General features: G+C 50.5%; 18 protein-coding genes. 14 read left to right on the plus strand and 4 right to left on the minus strand.

The annotated features are described in order from the left end of the window. Window position 1: 1 nt before the first annotated feature. The 3 genes from RYZ26_RS16590 to RYZ26_RS16600 are packed head-to-tail and all read left to right on the plus strand — an operon-like array spanning window position 2 to window position 2,359. A complete protein-coding gene (locus RYZ26_RS16590; RefSeq protein ID WP_317684364.1) occupies window positions 2–943 on the plus strand; it encodes a branched-chain amino acid ABC transporter permease in 942 nt (313 codons plus the stop codon). Then, window positions 940–1,722, plus strand: a complete 783-nt coding sequence (locus RYZ26_RS16595) for an ABC transporter ATP-binding protein (RefSeq protein WP_317684365.1) — start codon at window positions 940–942, stop codon at window positions 1,720–1,722. The genes RYZ26_RS16590 and RYZ26_RS16595 overlap by 4 nt, the downstream gene beginning before the upstream one ends. Next, entirely contained in the window at window positions 1,715–2,359 is a 645-nt protein-coding gene (locus RYZ26_RS16600) for an ATP-binding cassette domain-containing protein (RefSeq protein WP_317684366.1), read from the plus strand. The genes RYZ26_RS16595 and RYZ26_RS16600 overlap by 8 nt, the downstream gene beginning before the upstream one ends. A 136-nt stretch (window positions 2,360–2,495) precedes the next feature. Here RYZ26_RS16600 and RYZ26_RS16605 read toward each other — a convergent pair whose 3' ends face one another. The 4 genes from RYZ26_RS16605 to RYZ26_RS16620 form a co-directional block, all read right to left on the minus strand. Further along, window positions 2,496–3,962 (minus strand): NAD-dependent succinate-semialdehyde dehydrogenase, encoded by a 1,467-nt coding sequence (locus tag RYZ26_RS16605; RefSeq protein ID WP_317684367.1) that lies wholly within the window; start codon window positions 3,960–3,962, stop codon window positions 2,496–2,498. 8 nt (window positions 3,963–3,970) lie between these two features. Beyond that, complete coding sequence (locus tag RYZ26_RS16610; protein ID WP_317684368.1) at window positions 3,971–4,417, minus strand: acyl-CoA thioesterase; 447 nt, start codon at window positions 4,415–4,417, stop codon at window positions 3,971–3,973. A 10-nt stretch (window positions 4,418–4,427) separates the two neighbouring features. After that, window positions 4,428–5,588 carry an iron-containing alcohol dehydrogenase gene (locus RYZ26_RS16615; protein ID WP_317684369.1) on the minus strand — a complete coding sequence of 387 codons (1,161 nt, stop codon included), beginning with the start codon at window positions 5,586–5,588 and terminating at the stop codon, window positions 4,428–4,430. A 355-nt stretch (window positions 5,589–5,943) separates the two neighbouring features. Beyond that, a complete protein-coding gene (locus RYZ26_RS16620; RefSeq protein ID WP_317684370.1) occupies window positions 5,944–6,621 on the minus strand; it encodes a GntR family transcriptional regulator in 678 nt (225 codons plus the stop codon). A 203-nt stretch (window positions 6,622–6,824) separates the two neighbouring features. Here RYZ26_RS16620 and RYZ26_RS16625 point away from each other — a divergent pair, with 203 nt between their 5' ends. From RYZ26_RS16625 to RYZ26_RS16675, 11 genes are read left to right on the plus strand one after another with little or no spacing between them, the layout of a single operon-like run. Continuing rightward, on the plus strand, window positions 6,825–7,640 hold the full coding sequence (locus tag RYZ26_RS16625; protein WP_317684371.1) for a transporter substrate-binding domain-containing protein: 816 nt from the start codon (window positions 6,825–6,827) through the stop codon (window positions 7,638–7,640). Window positions 7,641–7,691: 51 nt separating this feature from the next. After that, on the plus strand, window positions 7,692–8,351 hold the full coding sequence (locus RYZ26_RS16630) for an amino acid ABC transporter permease (RefSeq protein ID WP_317684372.1): 660 nt from the start codon (window positions 7,692–7,694) through the stop codon (window positions 8,349–8,351). A 15-nt stretch (window positions 8,352–8,366) separates the two neighbouring features. Continuing rightward, window positions 8,367–9,029, plus strand: a complete 663-nt coding sequence (locus RYZ26_RS16635; protein WP_317684373.1) for an amino acid ABC transporter permease — start codon at window positions 8,367–8,369, stop codon at window positions 9,027–9,029. After that, on the plus strand, window positions 9,026–9,748 hold the full coding sequence (locus tag RYZ26_RS16640; protein ID WP_317684374.1) for an amino acid ABC transporter ATP-binding protein: 723 nt from the start codon (window positions 9,026–9,028) through the stop codon (window positions 9,746–9,748). The genes RYZ26_RS16635 and RYZ26_RS16640 overlap by 4 nt, the downstream gene beginning before the upstream one ends. A 53-nt stretch (window positions 9,749–9,801) precedes the next feature. Then, window positions 9,802–10,707: a dihydrodipicolinate synthase family protein gene (locus RYZ26_RS16645; protein ID WP_317684375.1), complete on the plus strand. Its 906-nt coding sequence runs from the start codon at window positions 9,802–9,804 to the stop codon at window positions 10,705–10,707. A 1-nt stretch (window position 10,708) separates the two neighbouring features. Then, window positions 10,709–12,139, plus strand: a complete 1,431-nt coding sequence (locus tag RYZ26_RS16650; RefSeq protein ID WP_317684376.1) for an aldehyde dehydrogenase family protein — start codon at window positions 10,709–10,711, stop codon at window positions 12,137–12,139. A gap of 10 nt (window positions 12,140–12,149) precedes the next feature. Then, window positions 12,150–13,385 carry an NAD(P)/FAD-dependent oxidoreductase gene (locus RYZ26_RS16655; protein ID WP_317684377.1) on the plus strand — a complete coding sequence of 412 codons (1,236 nt, stop codon included), beginning with the start codon at window positions 12,150–12,152 and terminating at the stop codon, window positions 13,383–13,385. A gap of 19 nt (window positions 13,386–13,404) precedes the next feature. After that, window positions 13,405–14,406 carry a 4-hydroxyproline epimerase gene (locus RYZ26_RS16660; RefSeq protein WP_317684378.1) on the plus strand — a complete coding sequence of 334 codons (1,002 nt, stop codon included), beginning with the start codon at window positions 13,405–13,407 and terminating at the stop codon, window positions 14,404–14,406. Window position 14,407: 1 nt separating this feature from the next. Beyond that, window positions 14,408–15,445 carry a trans-3-hydroxy-L-proline dehydratase gene (locus RYZ26_RS16665; RefSeq protein WP_317684379.1) on the plus strand — a complete coding sequence of 346 codons (1,038 nt, stop codon included), beginning with the start codon at window positions 14,408–14,410 and terminating at the stop codon, window positions 15,443–15,445. A 1-nt stretch (window position 15,446) separates the two neighbouring features. Further along, complete coding sequence (locus tag RYZ26_RS16670) at window positions 15,447–16,367, plus strand: ornithine cyclodeaminase family protein (protein WP_317684380.1); 921 nt, start codon at window positions 15,447–15,449, stop codon at window positions 16,365–16,367. Beyond that, window positions 16,364–17,842 carry an L-serine ammonia-lyase, iron-sulfur-dependent, subunit alpha gene (locus RYZ26_RS16675; protein WP_317684381.1) on the plus strand — a complete coding sequence of 493 codons (1,479 nt, stop codon included), beginning with the start codon at window positions 16,364–16,366 and terminating at the stop codon, window positions 17,840–17,842. The genes RYZ26_RS16670 and RYZ26_RS16675 overlap by 4 nt, the downstream gene beginning before the upstream one ends. Window positions 17,843–17,963 lie beyond the last annotated feature (121 nt).

Here is a 17,963-nt window from a genome sequence, read left to right on the forward strand (position 1 = left end):
CATGGAACAAAAATATTCATACATGATGTTGATCGCTGCCCTGGCCGTGATGGCGCTGGGTTTGATCTTACCCTACTGGTTCAGTTTTCTTGTGACCGTTGCGCTTGCTAAAGGCTTGGTGGTTTTGGGTTTGTTGATCCTGATGCGCACCGGGTTGGTGTCGTTCGGACAAGGCCTTTATTACTGCGCAGGGGCTTATGCGGTTGGGGCCTTCAGTAACTATTTTGAAACTGACAACGTGGTTATCCTGCTGCTGGTGGCGATTGTCGCTGGTGTGGTGATTTCGTCGCTGGTGGGCCTGTTGTTGTGCCGATACCGTGATATCTTCTTTGCCATGTTCTCCATGGCCTTTTCCATGATCCTTTATGGGGTGTTGGTGAAAAGTGCAGACCTTGGCAGCTCTGACGGATTTAACGTCACCGCACCCGCTTTGTTTGGTTGGGCACCACAGGTGACAGGTGGTGGCATCCTGCCATATTGGACTGCGATTATTCTGGTTTGTCTGGCGGGCTATATCATCTGGAAATATCTGCAATCGCCCATGGGCATGGCGGGTGAAGCCATTCGTGAAAATGAAATTCGGGTGGAATATCTCGGGGTCTCCGTTCAGAAGATGATCTATTTCAAATATATCTTTGCGGCTGTTCTTGCATCCCTTGGCGGGGCGATCGTGGCGATGAGTGTGGGGCATATTGATCCGGAAATGGCTTATTGGACCACCTCGGGTGAGTTTGTCTTTATCGCACTGCTGGGCGGCATCGGCCATGTGGCGGCACCACTGCTGGGCGCGATTATTTTCGAGCTGATGCGCACCTTTGCTTTCCAGCTTTCACCTTATACCTGGCAGATGGTCCTGGGGATTGCGCTGCTTGCGATCATCATTTTCCTGCCTAAAGGCCTGTGGTCGTTGAAAAGCAAAATCGTGAAAGGAGAACAGGCATGACAGCACTCTTGAGAACCCGTGATCTCGCCAAGAACTTTGGTGCGGTCACAGCAGCAGCGGATATCAATGTAGATATCAATGCCGGGGAAATCGTCGGTGTGATCGGATCAAACGGGGCGGGTAAAACCACCTTCATCAATATGGTTACAGGCTATCTGGAACCAAGCGCAGGCGAAATCCTGTTTGATGGCATCAGTGTTATTGGCCGCAAACCGCGTGAAGTGATGCGTGCTGGCATGTGTCGGTCTTTTCAGGTGGCGCAATTGTTCCCGGAACTGACGGTTCTGGAAAATGTGATTATCGCGATTGGCATGGCGGAAAGTAAAACACTGGCTTTCTTTGCCCCGCTTAAAAACAAAGCACGTGATGCACAGGCCCGTGCCATGCTGGAAGAATATGACATCATCCAATATGTGGATGAGGTTGTTTCCACCCTGCCACAAGGAGTGCGCAAGCTTCTGGATATCGCTATGGCCATGATCAGCAAGCCGAAGATTCTGCTGCTGGATGAACCCACATCGGGTGTGGCGATTGAAGATAAGTTTGATTTGATGAACACGGTGATGGCGGCCGTTCGAAAATCCGGTGCGGCCGTTTTATTTGTTGAACACGATATGGATGTGATCGCGCGATATTCCACCCGCGTGCTGGCCTTTTATGACGGACGTGTGCTGTCAGACGGGCCGACACTGGATGTGATGCGTGATGAAAATGTCCAGAAACTGGTCATCGGCCATCATCTGGATTTGGACGAATTGGAAGGAGCAGCCTATGCTTAAGCTGGAAGATGTCTCAACCTCCATTCAGGGGACACCGATCCTGCGCAATGTGGACCTTGAGATCAAAAAAGGTCATATGGTCGGCCTGATCGGGCGCAACGGGGCGGGGAAAACCACTTTGATGCGCACCGTTATGGGTGTCTTAAAGCCTACAGGCGGCGATATCATTATTGATGGCAAGAACCTGACCAAATCCGGGGCCCATGAACGCCCGAAACTGAAGGTTGGTTACATGCCGGAAGACCGCCGTCTGATCCCGACTCTAAGCGTGGAAGAAAATATCCTGATCCCGGCCTGGGCGAACGGTGTCAATGAAGCCGAAGCCCGCTTGGCTTGGGTTTACGAGTTGATGCCCGAAGTGGAAGGGTTTGCGGATCGTAAAGCCCTGCAGCTTTCAGGCGGGCAGCAAAAACTGGTCGCACTTGCGCGTGCGATGATGAGCGGTATTCACGTTCTATTGCTGGATGAACCGTTTGAAGGAGTGGCCCCTGCGTTGTCACGTCGTCTGCTGACGGTGCTGGAAACGCTGAAGGACGAAGGGCTTTCTGTTTTGTTGTCTGAATCAGATTACACCCATTCCAAGGACCTTGTGGATGAGGTTTATATGATTGAACGCGGGGCGGTGACACAGAATTGATCTGGTTGATCAATCGCAAAAAGGGGCTGCTGGCATATCGTCAGCGGCCCCTTTTTTTGCTGGATGTAGGGCACAAAAAAAGCGGCACCCGGGAGAAGTGCCGCCAAGTTTTGTAGGGAAGGGACGTCGGGACTTGCTAGATCCCTCCCATGCAGAGGTACTTGACTTCTACATATTCATCGATGCCCTGATGGGCACCTTCACGGCCCAGGCCGCTTTCTTTGATGCCGCCAAAGGGGGCGACTTCGGTGGAAATGATACCTTCATTGATGCCAACCATGCCGCTTTCCAGTCCTTCGCTGATGCGCCAGATGCGACCGATGTCGCGGGCGTAGAAATAAGCGGCCAGTCCGAAAGGCGTGTCATTGGCCAAACGCAGGGCTTCTTCTTCATCTTTGAAGCGATAGATGGGTGCTAAGGGGCCAAAGGTTTCCTCATGCGTGACGATCATTTCTGGGGTGACATCAGTCAGAATTGTGGGTTCATAAAAGGTCCCGCCCAAATCGTGGGGCTTGCCGCCCAGGACAACTTTCGCGCCTTTTGAAACAGCATCTTCCACATGGTTCTGGACCTTATCAAGGGCGGCCTGATTGATCAGCGGGCCTTGGGTGTTGCCACCTTCAAGGCTTGGGCCGACTTTGAACTTCGAAACTTCAGCTTTCAGTCGTTCCACAAAGTCATCATAGACATTGTCCTGCACTAAAATTCGGTTGGCACAGACGCAGGTTTGACCTGTGTTTCTGTATTTGGATGCAAGCGCACCCGCAACAGCCGCATCCAGATCAGCATCATCAAAGACGATGAAAGGCGCATTGCCACCCAGTTCGAGGCTGACCTTTTTGACCGTATCACTGGATTGTTTCATCAGTAATTTGCCAACCGGGGTGGAACCTGTGAAAGAGATTTTGCGAACGATCGGACTTTCGGTCAAGGCCCCACCCACCGCAGGGGCGTTGGATTTGGAACAGGTCACCACATTCAGCAAACCAGCAGGTAAACCTGCCTGTTCGGCAAGTTCACAGAGTGCAAGGGCTGACAGCGGGGTATCTTCGGCAGGTTTGACCACGACGGCGCAGCCCGCAGCCAATGCGGGGCCGACCTTGCGGGTGATCATGGCGATGGGGAAGTTCCAGGGGGTGATGGCAGCCACAACGCCGATGGGTTGTTTGATGGTCATCAGGCGTTTATCTGACATATGGGCCGGGATAACATCACCGTAGGTGCGCTTGCCTTCCTCAGCAAACCATTCAATGAAGCTTGCGCCATAAACGACTTCGCCGCTTGCTTCCACCAGTGGCTTGCCCTGTTCTGCCGACATCAAAAGGGCGAGGTCTTCCTGATTGGCGAGGATCAGGTCGTTCCATTTCTGCAAGATGGCAGACCGTTCTTTCGCCGTCTTCTTGCGCCAGCTTGCAAAGGCGGCGTGGGCATTTTCAATCGCCTGACAGGTTTCCTCTGCCCCCATATCGGGAACGGAAGTGATCAGACTTTGATCTGCCGGGTTGGTGATGTTCAGGATTGCGCCATTCTTGGCATCAACCCATTGGCCGTTGATATAAGCCTGAGATCGTAAAAGGTTGGGATTGGATAAGGTAAGGGGCATGGTAACTGTTATTCCGTTTCTTTAAAAAGCGCGGTTACGACGCTTTGGAGTTTTTCAGGGAGGGGAGTTGGTTTCTGCGTTGCGCGTTCCACATAAACGTGGATGAAGTGGCCTTGGGCCGCAGCTTGTTCTGAACCTTCGATAAACAGGCCGATTTCATAACGCACCGAACTTTTACCGATTTTGGTCACTCGAATGCCCGCTTCCACATTTTGCGGGAAGGTGATGGAGGCAAAGTAATTACACCGGGTTTCCACCACCAGGCCGATGACCTCGCTGTTGTGGATATCTAGGGCACCTTCATCAATCAGATGTTTGTTCACGGCTGTGTCGAAATAGCTGTAATAATTCACATTATTGACGTGACCGTAGACATCGTTGTCCATCCAGCGAGTGGGAACGGTTGAAAAATGGGCGTAGTCCACACGAGCGTTTGGGGTCGGTTTGTTTGACATGATCGAGACCTCAAAACGCAGCTTGATAAAGCGAAAGCGCGTGATCTTCACTGACGTCACGCGGATTATTGACCAGCAAGCGGGTCTGTTTCATCGCTTCAGATGCCAATGTGGGAAGATCAGATTCAGAGACACCAACTTCTCGCAAGGTGCTTTCCAGACCCAGGTCCGTGCAAAGTGACGCTGTTTTGGCAATCAGTGCCTCCACCCGTTCATTCAGACCCGAAACTTGGGCAAGTTCACTAAACATGCTGGGGGCCAGCTCATAATAGGCTTGCGTGCAGTGGGATGCATTAAATCGCATGACATGCGATAACATTAGGGCGTTGGAAAGGCCATGGGGCACATGGAAGATACCGCCAAGCGGATAGGCAAGCGCATGGACCGCAGCCACCGGGGAATTGGCAAAGGCCTGCCCGGCGAGGGTGGAACCCAGCAGCATGTTGGAACGGGCTTCTTTATTTTTAGGGTCGCGCACAACGGTTTCAATATTGGCACTCAGCAGACGTAAAGCTTCTAAGGCCAATGTTTTTGAAACTGGGTTGTTGTTAACCGATTTGGAGGTATAAGCCTCAATCGCATGGACCATGGCGTCAATCCCGGTGGCAGCAGTGATGGAAGCAGGCAGGCCAAGGGTCAGGTCCGCATCCAAAAGCGCCACATCTGGCAACAATTGCGGCGCAACGACGCCTTTCTTTTCCGTCTTTCCTACCGTGATGATAGAAATCGGGGTGACTTCTGATCCCGTGCCTGCGGTTGTCGGGATCTGGATCAGGGGTAGGCGGTGTTGGGTGGCCATATTGACCCCATAGATGTCTTCCAGCTTTTCCCCGCCACCAACCAACAGGGCGACCAGTTTTGCCACATCCATGCTTGATCCGCCGCCAAGGCCAATTACGCCGTCGATTTTTGCTTTTCTGGCAACGTCGCAGGCCTGTTCAACGATGGCAGCAGGTGGGTCAGCGACGACATCGCTGAAGATTTCAATCTTGATGTCTGCCTGTTTCAAGCTTTCAACTGCGCCATCAAGCAAGCCAAGTTTTAAAAGTCCGGGGTCGGTCACCAGAAGAATGCGTGATCCGATGTGTTGTTTGGTGATTAGTCCAAGTTTTTCGATGCAGCCAGGTTCACAAATGATGCTTTTGGTCGTGTTGAAGACAAAGCTATTCATTGAAAAGCCTCCCTTGTTATTGCCTTTGCGTAGATTTCACTATGTCATTGCAATTGGGGTGCCAAGCGATGTTGTTCTTTAGTGTTTTGATTTTAAAAGATAAAATTATGATTAATTTGCATTTTGAGCCGCTGGCGATCTTGGTTGGCAAAAGCGTGAGCGTTTATCGCTCTGGTTACGGTCTCTGTTGATGTCTAGAGGAGAAAGTCCGGGTGCAAGTTTAATTTTTAATGCCCAAAACAGAAGAGATTCTTCAACGAACTGTATAGTGCCTATAGGTGAGTTCAGTTATTGGGGAGCATTAGTTCTGGTGAGCAGTGCTAACGTATAAAGCAAGGAGAATGAGTGTCTGCTCTTATTGATCTTTTGCGCCCATATATTCCATCAGGCTGCTGTAGGAATCCTGAATATGCTGGTGGGTCAGTTCGGCAGCCAGGTCGCCATTACCTTCTTCGCAAGCTTGTAAAATACCCAAATGTTCCTTGCGTGCCTTTTCCATCCCGTCCGTCAGGACGAGTTGTGCACGCACGTAAGAATCGATGCGATCGCTGATTTCTTTGATGATCTTTAAATGGAAAGGTCGTTGGGCATCACGATAAAGGGCTTCATGGAAGCGTCTGTTCAGTTCGCCCCATTGTCCAGGGTCGGTTTCCGTGCTGAATTTGTCACAGCATTCACGCGCGATTTCCAGGGTTTCTTCTGAGATATTTTGCACCGCATGTTTGATGATGAGCGGTTCCAGCATCAGGCGGATTTCATAAATTTCTTCAATTTCATCATCGCTCAGGGAAGAAACGATGGCGCCTTTATAGCGCTCATTCTTGACAAGTCCTTGTGCTTCCAGACGTTTTAAGGCTTCGCGTACCGGAATGCGAGAGACATTAAATATCTTTGCGATATTTTCCTGACGGATCGACTCGCCGGCCTTCAAATTACCGCTGATGATCTCATCACGCAGCGCATCGAAGATAATATCCGATGAAGATGCCGATTTTCCCAAATCCACAGCACGTTGTTTCAGCTTGTCGTACAAGGCCCGTCCTTCCTTTGTTTTCTGCCTTTTTTTGAATAAGGGACAATGCATTCCCTGTCAAACAAGATGCACTTTATCGCAAATTTTATAAAAAATATATTGCATATTGGATCCAATATGCAATATACAAAAATTACTCCGGCACGAAGAAGGCGATAAAACAGGCCCTCGTTGCCCGGTTCATTTTTTCATTGGAGGTATTTATGTTTGGTCGTCTTTTGAAGACATTCGCTCTTGGAGCATCTCTTGCCGTGGCTTTTTCACAAGGTCCGGCGCAGGCAGATAAACTGGATGATGTGATTGACAATGGTGTGCTGCGTTGTGGCGTCGTTCTGGATTTTCCGCCTATTGGCTATCGCGATGCCAACAACGAACCGGCCGGTTTCGACGTTGAATATTGCAAAGACTTGGCAAAAGCATTGGAAGTCGAAGCCAAGATCATGCCTGCCACCTGGGCAGAACGTCTTCCCATGATCGTTACCAATCGTGCTGACGTGGTGTTTGGTGCGACGTCTGATTCATTGGCGCGTGCCAAAACGGTTGGGTTCACCATCCCTTATGCAATTTATTTCGCGCAGGCTGTTGTCGGCAAAGACAGTGGCGTTGTGACATTTGAAGACCTGAAAGGCAAGCGCGTGGCCGCTGCTGTTGGCACAGTGCCGGAACAGGAATATCTGAAAATCGCCAAAGAACGTGGCTGGGAAAAAGACTATCAGGGCTATCAAAGCGAAAATGAAGTCTTTCTGGCTGTGGCACAGGGTAAGGCTGATGTCGGCATTACAACAAATACAGCTGTAAAGCCGATTGTTGACAAGTATGACACGGTCATTGCTGGTCCTCGCATGCCTTGGACGACGGACTACACGTCTGTTGTTGGTCCACGCAAAGATATCCCATGGCTGAACTATCTGAACCTGTTTGTCACCCATCAGGTTCGTTCCGGTCGCTATGGTGAACTTTGGGAACAATATGTGGGTGGTGACGCCCCAGAACTGCGCATTCCCGGCGTTATGTATTAATCCTAAATCGTCATCCCCGCTTTTGCGGGGATGACGAAGAAAGTTAGTAAAATGGATTATAATTTTCATTGGCGCCCGGTTTTCAAGAGACTGCCTGAACTGTTGGATGCAGGCCTGCTCACCATGGAAGTTGCCGTGCTTTCCATGATCATCGGGATTATCGCCGGACTATTGCTGGCCCTTGCCCGCATGTCTGCCCCGGCCCCGATCAGATGGTTTGCCACCAGTTGGGTGGAACTGGCGCGCAACACACCGGTTTTGTTTCAACTCTTCTTTTTCGGTTTTGGTATTGGTGCCTTTGGTGTCCACCTCAGTCCTTATTTTATCGTTTTGGCGGGGTTGAGTTTTAACAATGCAGGTTATCTGGCTGAAAACTTCCGTGGTGGTTTTCAGGCCGTTCCCAAGACACAGCTAAATGCAGCGCGGTCTTTGGGCATGACTGCCACCCAAGCCTATGTGCGCATCATCATTCCGCAGGTGTTGCGGATCGTTTATCACCCGATGACCAACCAGATGGTCTGGGCGGTGTTGATGAGCTCCCTTGGCATGATGGTTGGTTTTCGTGAACTCTCAGGCGAGACCCAGTTCTTTGCCTCAAAGACCTATCGCATTTTCGAATATTTCGCCATGACCGCTGTCATCTATTACGCCATCGTCAAGATCATCCTTGGCGGTTCCAAACTGGCGGCAACCCGTCTGTTCAGATATTAGGAAAGGAAGTTTGATATGAGTAATACAGCCACTTTCTTTACCGACTTTCAGGCAACAGACCTGTTGTTCCTGGGCGAAGCTGCCGGACGGACATTGTTGATTTCAGCTGTTTCCATTTCCATTGGCACTGTGCTGGGTATTATTTTCGGCTGGTCGCTGGAAGCATCCAAATTCGCTGCACGGGCAACCATAGGCACAGTGTTGGATGTCTTTCGAAGTGTGCCACTGATCATTCAACTTGTTCTGTTTTACAATTTCTTCCCCATTATCGGGTGGAACCTGGACCCGTTTGCTTCTGGTGCGTTTGTTTTGAGCATCTATACCGCAGCGCTTGTTGCCCAGGTGGCACGTGCCGGGATTGAAGCTGTTGGTTCCCCCATGCGCCGGGCGTCGCGTTCTTTGGGGATGAGCTATTGGCAGGACCTGCGCTATGTGGTCTGGCCCATCGGATTGCGCGCCGTCTTTCCTGCATGGGTCGGTGTGGCCCTTAGTGTGGTCAAGGACAGTGCCCTTGTTTCGGTACTTGGCTACATGGAACTGCTGCGTGCGTCCCAAATTCTGATCACGCGCACACAGGAACCCTTCATCATTCTGGCAGCGGCAGGGGCGTTCTATTTCGCGCTTTCCTATCCGCTCTCCAAATACTCACAAAAATTAGAAGAAAGGTGGGCCTCATGATTGAGATCAAAGGACTCCACAAATATTTCGGGAAACTTCATGTCCTGAAAGGCATTGATCTGAATGTGGACAAAGGCGAAGTCCTCAGCGTTATCGGGTCATCCGGTTCGGGTAAATCCACATTGCTTTACTGTATCAACGGGCTGGAAGATATCCAGGAAGGCCAGGTTGTTGTGGATGAAACCGACGTTCATGCCAACGGCACCTGCGTTAACAAGCTGCGTCAGAAACTTGGGATGGTTTTTCAGCAATGGAATAGTTTTCCCCATCTGACAGCTGTTGAAAATGTGGCACTTGCGCCAAAGATCGTCAAAAAGAAATCCAAAGATGAAGCCATGGCCATTGCTGAAAAACAGCTCAAGCATGTTGGGTTAGGGGATAAGCTGGATGTTTATCCATCTGCCCTGTCCGGTGGCCAGCAGCAACGCCTTGCCATTGCACGCGCTTTGGCGATGGAACCAGAATATATGCTGTTTGACGAAGCAACTTCCGCGCTGGATCCGGAACTGGTCGGCGAAGTGCTGGAAACCATGCGCATGTTGGCCGAAGAAGGCATGACGATGATTTGTGTCACCCACGAAATGGGCTTTGCCCGCGATGTTTCAGATCGTGTTGCTTATTTCCATCAGGGGATCATGGAAGAAATCGGCCCGCCGGAACAAATCTTCGGTTCTCCCCAAAGTGAACATACACAGAAATTCCTGGCGAACGTTCGCTAGGCCCCTCACATCTATTTTTAACTATACTCTCTACAAAGCAAAGGAATACGGACATGTGGAAAGGTATGATGCCTGCCGTTACAACCAAATTTAAAGAAGACGGATCAATCGATGCAGCCGAAATGGAACGTTGCATTGGCCTGCAGATGGATGCGGGCAATGCGGGCGTGATCGTCTGCGGTACATTGGGTGAAGGCTCCATGCTGTCACTTGATGAACGCATTGAGGTTTTGAAAATTGCCAAAAGTGCCTGCGGTAACAAACCCGTCTTGCTGACGGTTAACGAAGCGGGCACCCGTGAGGCTTGCCAATTGGCGCAGATGGGCAACAAGGCTGGTGCGGATGGCCTGATGGCTGTGCCGTCCCCGATCTATCACACAGACCGCCAGGAAACACTGGATAACTTGAATGCAATCGCGCAAGCGGGTGATCTGCCCATCATGATCTATTCCAACCGTGTGGCTTACCGTGTGGATGTGACGCCGGACATGATGATGGAACTGGCTGCTGATGAACGTTTTGTTGCCATCAAGGAAAGTTCTGATGATATTCGTCGCACAACTGAAGTGTTCAACACCTGTGGTGATCGTTATGCGGTATTTACAGGCGTTGACAACCTGGGGCTTGAAGCCTTGTGCATGGGTGCTGATGGCTGGGTATCCGGCGTATCTATCGCATTCCCGGAAGAAAACCAGCGTCTGTATGATCTGTTCCGCGCAGGCCGTCTGGAAGAAGCGCGCGAGATTTATCGCTGGATGCGCCCGTTGCTTGATCTGGATGTTTCAACCCATCTGGTGCAACAGATTAAACTGGCAGAAGCCATTGCCATTGGATCAACTGAACATGTCCGCGCTCCTCGCAAAATTCTGACAGGCGAACACCGTGCAAGTGTTGAAAAGATCGTTCGTGATCAAATCGCCATTCGCCCGGACCTGAACAAATTTAAACTGGCAGCGTAAAATGACGACATTTCCAAACCTGATCGGCGGGGAATGGACAATGGGGACCCAACAGGTCCCCAACGTCAACCCGTCCGATACGAATGATATCATTGGGGAGGCTGCCTCAGCCACTGCCGATGAAATGAACCGCGCAATTGAGTTGGCAGCTGAGGCGCAAATCAGTTGGGGGGCTTCAACGCCGCAAACCCGTTTTGATATTCTGGATGCTATCGGTACAGACATTCTGGCGCGCAAGGATGAACTGGGTGATCTGTTGTCACGTGAAGAAGGCAAGACATTGGCTGAAGGCATCGGTGAAGTGATGCGCGCGGGGCAAATCTTCAAATTCTTTGCAGGTGAAGCGTTGCGTATCCCCGGGGAACGTCTGGATTCAATTCGTCCCGGTGTGGATGTGGATATGCGCCGTGAGCCCGTTGGGGTTATCGGGCTGATTACACCCTGGAATTTCCCCATCGCCATTCCAGCCTGGAAAATTGCTCCGGCTTTGGCTTACGGCAATGCGGTTATCCTTAAAGCGGCAGAAGCAGTACCGGGGTCTGCCTGGGCGCTGGCGGAGATCATTGAAAAGTCCGGCCTGCCCAAAGGGGTTTTCAATCTGGTCAATGGTCGTGGTTCTGAGATTGGTCCGGTTATGATTGAACATCCAAAAGTTCAGGCGATTTCCTTTACAGGGTCGGTTCAGACCGGGCGTGCTGTTGCACAAGCCTGTGCCAAGCATTTGAAGAAAGTGCAGTTGGAAATGGGCGGTAAGAACCCGATGGTCGTTCTGGATGATGCGGATCTGGATATCGCGGTCAATACATGCGTTAATGGTGCATTTTTTTCAACTGGTCAACGTTGCACGGCCTCCAGTCGGATGATTGTCACCAAGGGTATCTATGATAAATTTGTTGATGCCATGATCAATGCGGTTTCATCTCTGAAAGTGGGTGATGCTCGTGATGCTTCCACACAAATTGGTCCGGTGATTGATGAGCGCCAGCTTGAAAAAGATTTGGAATATATCGACATTGCCAAGGCCGAAGGGGCCAAGCTGGCCTGTGGTGGAGCGAAAATTGACGGGAAAGGGCATTACATGTCACCTGCCTTGTTTATCGATACTACCAACGACATGCGCATCAACCGCGAAGAAATCTTCGGTCCTGTAGCAACCATTATCAAGGCAAATGATTATGAAGAAGCGCTGGCAATCGCCAATGACACCGAATTTGGCCTGTCAGCAGGTATCTGCACAACGTCTTTGAAATACGCATCTGACTTTAAAGCGCGTGCCAAAGCTGGCATGGTGATGGTGAATTTGCCAACAGCCGGGGTGGATTATCATGTCCCGTTTGGTGGCGCAAAAGGGTCCAGTTACGGATCGCGTGAACAAGGGCGTTATGCGGTAGAATTCTATACCGCCGTCAAAACGTCTTACACTCAGGCTTAAGGGAAACGCCATGGAGAAGTCACAACGCATTATTGTCATTGGTGGCGGCATTGTCGGTCTTGCCATTGCTGAAAAGCTTTGTGCAGAAGGTAAAGACGTCACCCTTATTGAGAAAGAGACAATTGCCGCCGGGGCCTCTCAGGGCAATGCGGCAGGGTTGGCTTTTTCCGATATTATGCCACTGGCTTCACCTGGCATCCTGAAAAAGGCGATCAAGTGGTTCCTCGATCCACTTGGTCCCTTTGCCGTGGTGGCGCAGGACTTGCCACATACGTTTGGTTGGCTCCTGCGGTTTTTAAAAGCTGCACGTCCGGCACAATTTAAGAAAAGCATTGATGTACAGGCGGCACTGATGCATTTGGCGAAAGATACTTTCCCGGAGATGCTGGAACGCAGCAATCTGTCATCCATGGTGCGCACCAACGGTGCCCTGCATCTTTATGAAACTATGGCTTCTTATCAAACGGACCTTGAAAAATGGCAGTTTCGAAAAGAACATAATATAGCTTTTCAAACTTATGAAGGCGATGCCCTTCATTCCTTTCAACCGGGCCTGAGCCCCTCTTTTGTCGCAGGAATTTTTGCATCGGAATGGCAATCGGTCAGTAACCCGCTGGATTTCTGTCAGGCCCTGCATAAGCATCTGAATGAAAAAGGTGTGGAGACGGTTTATGGGGAGGTCTCAAACCTTGCAGACGGTCTGGTTACCTTGAAAAATGGTGATCAACTGAGTGCAGACAAAATCATTCTCGCTGCGGGTCCCTGGTCTTCAAAACTCAGTTCAAAACTTGGCGACCCGGTTCCGTTGATTGGGGAACGTGGCTATAATACCACCTTACCCAAAACAGCTTTTGACGGCCTGGATCACACGCTTGTTTTTTCCGATCATGGTTTTGTCGTGGTGCCTTTATCCGACGGGGTGCGTATCGGTGGGGCATCAGAAATCGCCAAACTGGACCGCGCAGCCAATTACAAACGCTGCAAAGCCATGATGACCAAAGCCACACGCCTGCTGCCTGAACTTAAGACGAACGATGGTGTGGAATGGATGGGGGCACGCCCGGCCGTACCCGATACTTTGCCAGTGATTAGTTATGCCAGTCGATCCAAAAACATTATTTATACGTTTGGTCATGGTCATTTGGGTTTGACACAATCCAGTGCAACCGCTCAACTCGTCTGTGAACTTGTGGACAATCAGGAAACCTCCATCGATATCACCGCACTTCGCGTCAACCGATTTTAATAAAAAGGAAGAACAAGAAATGACACGTCACACATTTTTCTGCATTGATGGGCATACATGCGGCAATCCGGTGCGTCTGGTTGCAGGCGGCGGGCCTGACCTTCAGGGCGATACGATGCTTGAAAAACGCGCGCATTTCCTGAAAGAGTTTGACTGGATCAGAACCGGGTTGATGTTTGAACCACGCGGTCATGACATGATGTCCGGGTCTATTCTGTATCCACCGACCCGTGAGGATTGTGACGTTGCCATCTTATATATCGAAACATCCGGCTGTCTGCCCATGTGCGGGCACGGTACAATCGGCACCGTAACCATGGCCATTGAAAACGGTTTGGTTACTCCAAAAACACCTGGTGTTTTGAACCTGGATACACCTGCGGGAAAGGTGGTCGCGGAATATAAACAAGTCGGCGATTATGTTGAAGAAGTCCGCCTGACCAATGTACCTTCCTTTCTTTATAAAGAAGGTCTGTGTGTTGAACTTGACGGGCTGGGCGATATCTTTGTTGATGTGGCCTATGGCGGTAATTTCTATGCCATTGTGGATGCACAAAGTAATTTTCAGGATTTGGCGGACTTTACCGCAGGTGAACTGATCGGATTTAGCCCCAAGCTGCGTGCTGCCCTGAATGAAAAATACGATTTTATCCATCCTGAAAAAACGGATATTCAAGGCCTGAGCCATATCCTGTGGACAGGCAACACAACGCAATCCGAAGCCACAGCGCGTAATGCTGTTTTTTATGGGGACAAGGCGATTGATCGTTCCCCGTGCGGGACCGGAACCTCATCGCGTATGGCGCAATGGGCGGCGATGGGGAAACTGGGTGTGGGTGATGAATTTATTCATGAAAGCATCATCGGGTCCATGTTCAAAGGGCGTGTAGAAGGCAAGACAAAGGTGGGTGATTATGACGCCATCATTCCATCCGTTGCCGGCTGGGCCCGAATGACCGGAACCAACACGATTTATATCGATGATCGGGACCCTTATGCTCATGGCTTTGTGGTGAAATAACATGCGTTCAAACAAGATCATTCATATTGTCGGCTGCCATGCAGAAGGCGAAGTGGGCGATGTCATCGTTGGCGGTGTTGCCCCACCACCTGGCGATACATTGTGGGAGCAATCACGTTTTATTGCGAAAAATGAAACCCTTCGCAATTTCGTTTTAAATGAACCACGTGGCGGTGTCTTTCGACACGTAAATCTTCTGGTCCCGCCAAAGAACCCCGAAGCACAGATGGGCTGGATCATTATGGAACCGGAAGACACACCGCCCATGTCCGGATCAAATTCCATTTGTGTGTCCACGGTGCTGTTGGAAACAGGTATCCTGCCCATGACAGAACCTGTCACCGAACTGACACTTGAAGCCCCGGGTGGACTGGTTCGCATCAAGGCTGATTGCAAGAATGGCAAGGTCGAAAAGGTTGCGGTGCAGAATGTCCCAAGCTTTGTTGACAAGCTGGATGCAAGGCTGGAAGTGGAAGGTCTGGGCACTCTGACGGTTGATACGGCCTTTGGTGGGGATAGCTTTGTGATGGCAAGTGCGAAAGAACTTGGGTTTGCCATCACCCCTGATGAAGCACGAAAATTGGCAGAAACAGGCATCAAAATTACAAATGCTGCCAATGAACAATTGGGTTTTCATCATCCAACCAATCCGGATTGGACCCATTGTTCTTTCTGCCAGATACATGCCCCCATGACTCATGAAGACGGCATTAAATCTGTCAAAAATACAGTTGTCATTCAACCCGGCAAACTGGACCGTTCGCCAACGGGGACAGGTGTTTCTGCCCGTATGGCCGTGCTGCATGCCCGTGGTCTGATGGAAGTGGGAGAAAAATACATCGCACGTTCTGTCATCGATTCACGCTTTGACGGGCGCATCGTCAAAACAACAAAGGTTGGCAATAAAGACGCGATTATCCCCGAACTTTCCGGTCGTGGCTGGATCACCGGGACCTCTCAGCATATGCTGGACCCGTCTGACCCCTGGCCGCAGGGTTACCGTATCGGGGATACCTGGCCCATGTTGAAAGGTAAGTAACATGTCACATATCCCCTTTATTCAGGCCCATGAGGTTGAACATAAACTGTCCTGGAAGGCGGTCAGTGACGCCATGATTGCCGGGCACAAGCAACCGCGTGCGGATATTGACGATATTCTCTTTAAACAGGGTGAAAACGCCTTATTAAACCGGGCAGCCTGGATTTCAGGGGCGGGGATCGGGATCAAGACAGCCACGATCTTTCCAGATAACCTTCCTGATTTACCCAGCATTCACGCGGTCTTTACCCTGTTTGATGATCAAACAGGTGTCCCCACTGCCCTGATTGACGGGATCATGGTGACGAAATGGAAGACTGCAGGGGATTCCATTCTTGGCACCCGTTTGCTTGCCAGAAAAGACAGCAAGACAGTCACAATCATCGGCGCTGGTGCGGTGGCTGAAAGCTTGATTGATGCCTATCGGGAAGTTTGGTCCGATCTTGAACGTATCATTCTCTGGAACCGATCTTTTGAAAAGGCTGAAGTATTGGCGAAGAAGAAAGATGTGGAAGCTATGGAAGACCTCGAACAGGCTCTCAAACTTGCAGATATTGTCTCCAGCGCGACCATGTCTGTTGAACCTGTCATTCCGGGAGACTGGATCATGCCCGGCACCCATGTGGACTTAATCGGTGCCTATCGCCCGGACATGCGCGAAGCTGATGACAGATTGCTTCAGAAGGCTTCTTTGTTTGTGGATGCACGCGAAACCACCCTTCACGATATTGGGGAACTTCTCATCCCCCTGAACAATGGGGTGATCAGGGAAGAGGATGTGAAAGCGGATCTTTATGATCTATGCAACGGTGCAATCGCACGCACATCTGATGATGAAATCACGGTCTTTAAAAATGGGGGTGGCGCGCATCTTGACCTGATGACCGCCCTTTATATCCAGTCAGAGTATCAAAAAACATGACCCATTTCCCTTCCATCTTTAATGACGCCATTGGCCCGGTGATGCGCGGTGCTTCCAGTTCCCATGTGGCCGCAGCGCATCGAATTGGGTTGTTGGCACGTGATTATATGGATGGTGATTTTTCATCCGTTCTGGTCGAATATGATCCGAATACGTCGCTGGAACCGACCCATGATAGTCAGGGATCAGACATGGGCTTGTTTTGCGGCCTGATGGGGTGGGAGGTGACGGATGAACGAATGGTCGATGCACGTAAATATCTTGAAGGTATGGGCGTTGAGACAGAAATTCGCATCACGGATTATGGGGCGACCCATGAAAATACCTATAAACTGACCCTTCGTAATGAGGACCACAGCTTGTGCCTGTATGCCATTTCTATCGGCGGCGGTATGGTGGAAATCATTGAAATCAACGGGACGAAAGTCTCCGTGTTTGGGGACTATCATGAAACGTTCGTGGAAGGTGATGTTGGTGAGGTAAAAGCTGACTACATCCTTGAACGCGATGGCTTCACGCAGATCAAAAGCCAGCATCCGCTGAATATTCCCAACAGTCGGTCTATGGCCCCTGTGCTTCCTGTTGGGGCGCGTAAAGATTTGCACGTTCCTTTTTCCAATGCAGATGAATTGCAAAAATATAACAAGGATAAAGGCTTATCTTTCTGGGAACTTGCGCTGGAGTACGAAAGTCAGCGCGGCAACCTGTCAACTGAAGCTGTCTATGAGAAAATGCGCGCGATCGTTCGCATTCTGGATAACTCCATTGATCAGGGTTTGGCCGGGACAGAATATGAAGATCGGATCTATCCCGCACAGGCACCACTTTATAAAGAGAAAGGAAACAATAGTCTGAACCTCGGTCTGTATGATGATGTCATCGCTGCGGTTACAGCGTTGATGGATGTTAAAAGTTCCATGGGGGTGATTGTTGCCGCCCCAACGGCCGGGTCATGCGGGACTTTGCCGGGGACCGTTCTGGGGGTGGCAAATGCCCTTGGGATGTCAGAAGATCAAAAGACCAGGGCTATGTTATCGGCTGGGCTTATTGGGGTATTCATTGCACATATGGCAACATTCTCAGCAGAAATAGGGGGCTGTCAGGCAGAAACCGGGTCCGGGTCGGGCATGGCTGCTGCGGGACTGGTGACGTTGTTTGATGGCAGTGTTGATCAATGTCTGGCTGCCGCTTCAATGGCTTTGCAAAATACTTTCGGATTGGTCTGTGACCCTGTTGCAAACCGGGTGGAAGCCCCCTGCCTGGGGAAAAACGTTCTGATGGCAGGCAATGCCCTTTCCGCGTCTAACATGGTCCTGGCAGGGTTTGATGCCTTGATCCCGTTGGATGAAGTCATCGTTGCCATGCATCAGGTCGGTCAGTCTATCCCATGTGAGCTGCGCTGTACGGGCAAGGGCGGCCTTGCAACGACACCTACAGGACAAAAGTTGTTTAAGCAGATGAACTGCGGTTCATAAGCGTTCTCCATTGTTCAAAATAATGAAAATATTAGGTTCTGTTGACAAAGTGCTTTACCCAAACCCGAATTGATGTGACCTGAACGAAGCCGAGAAAGCTTAACATCGTTTTGTCATATCG

The sequence above is a fragment of the Terasakiella sediminum genome (genome assembly GCF_033100395.1).
In the GTDB taxonomy this organism is placed as follows: domain Bacteria; phylum Pseudomonadota; class Alphaproteobacteria; order Rhodospirillales; family Terasakiellaceae; genus Terasakiella.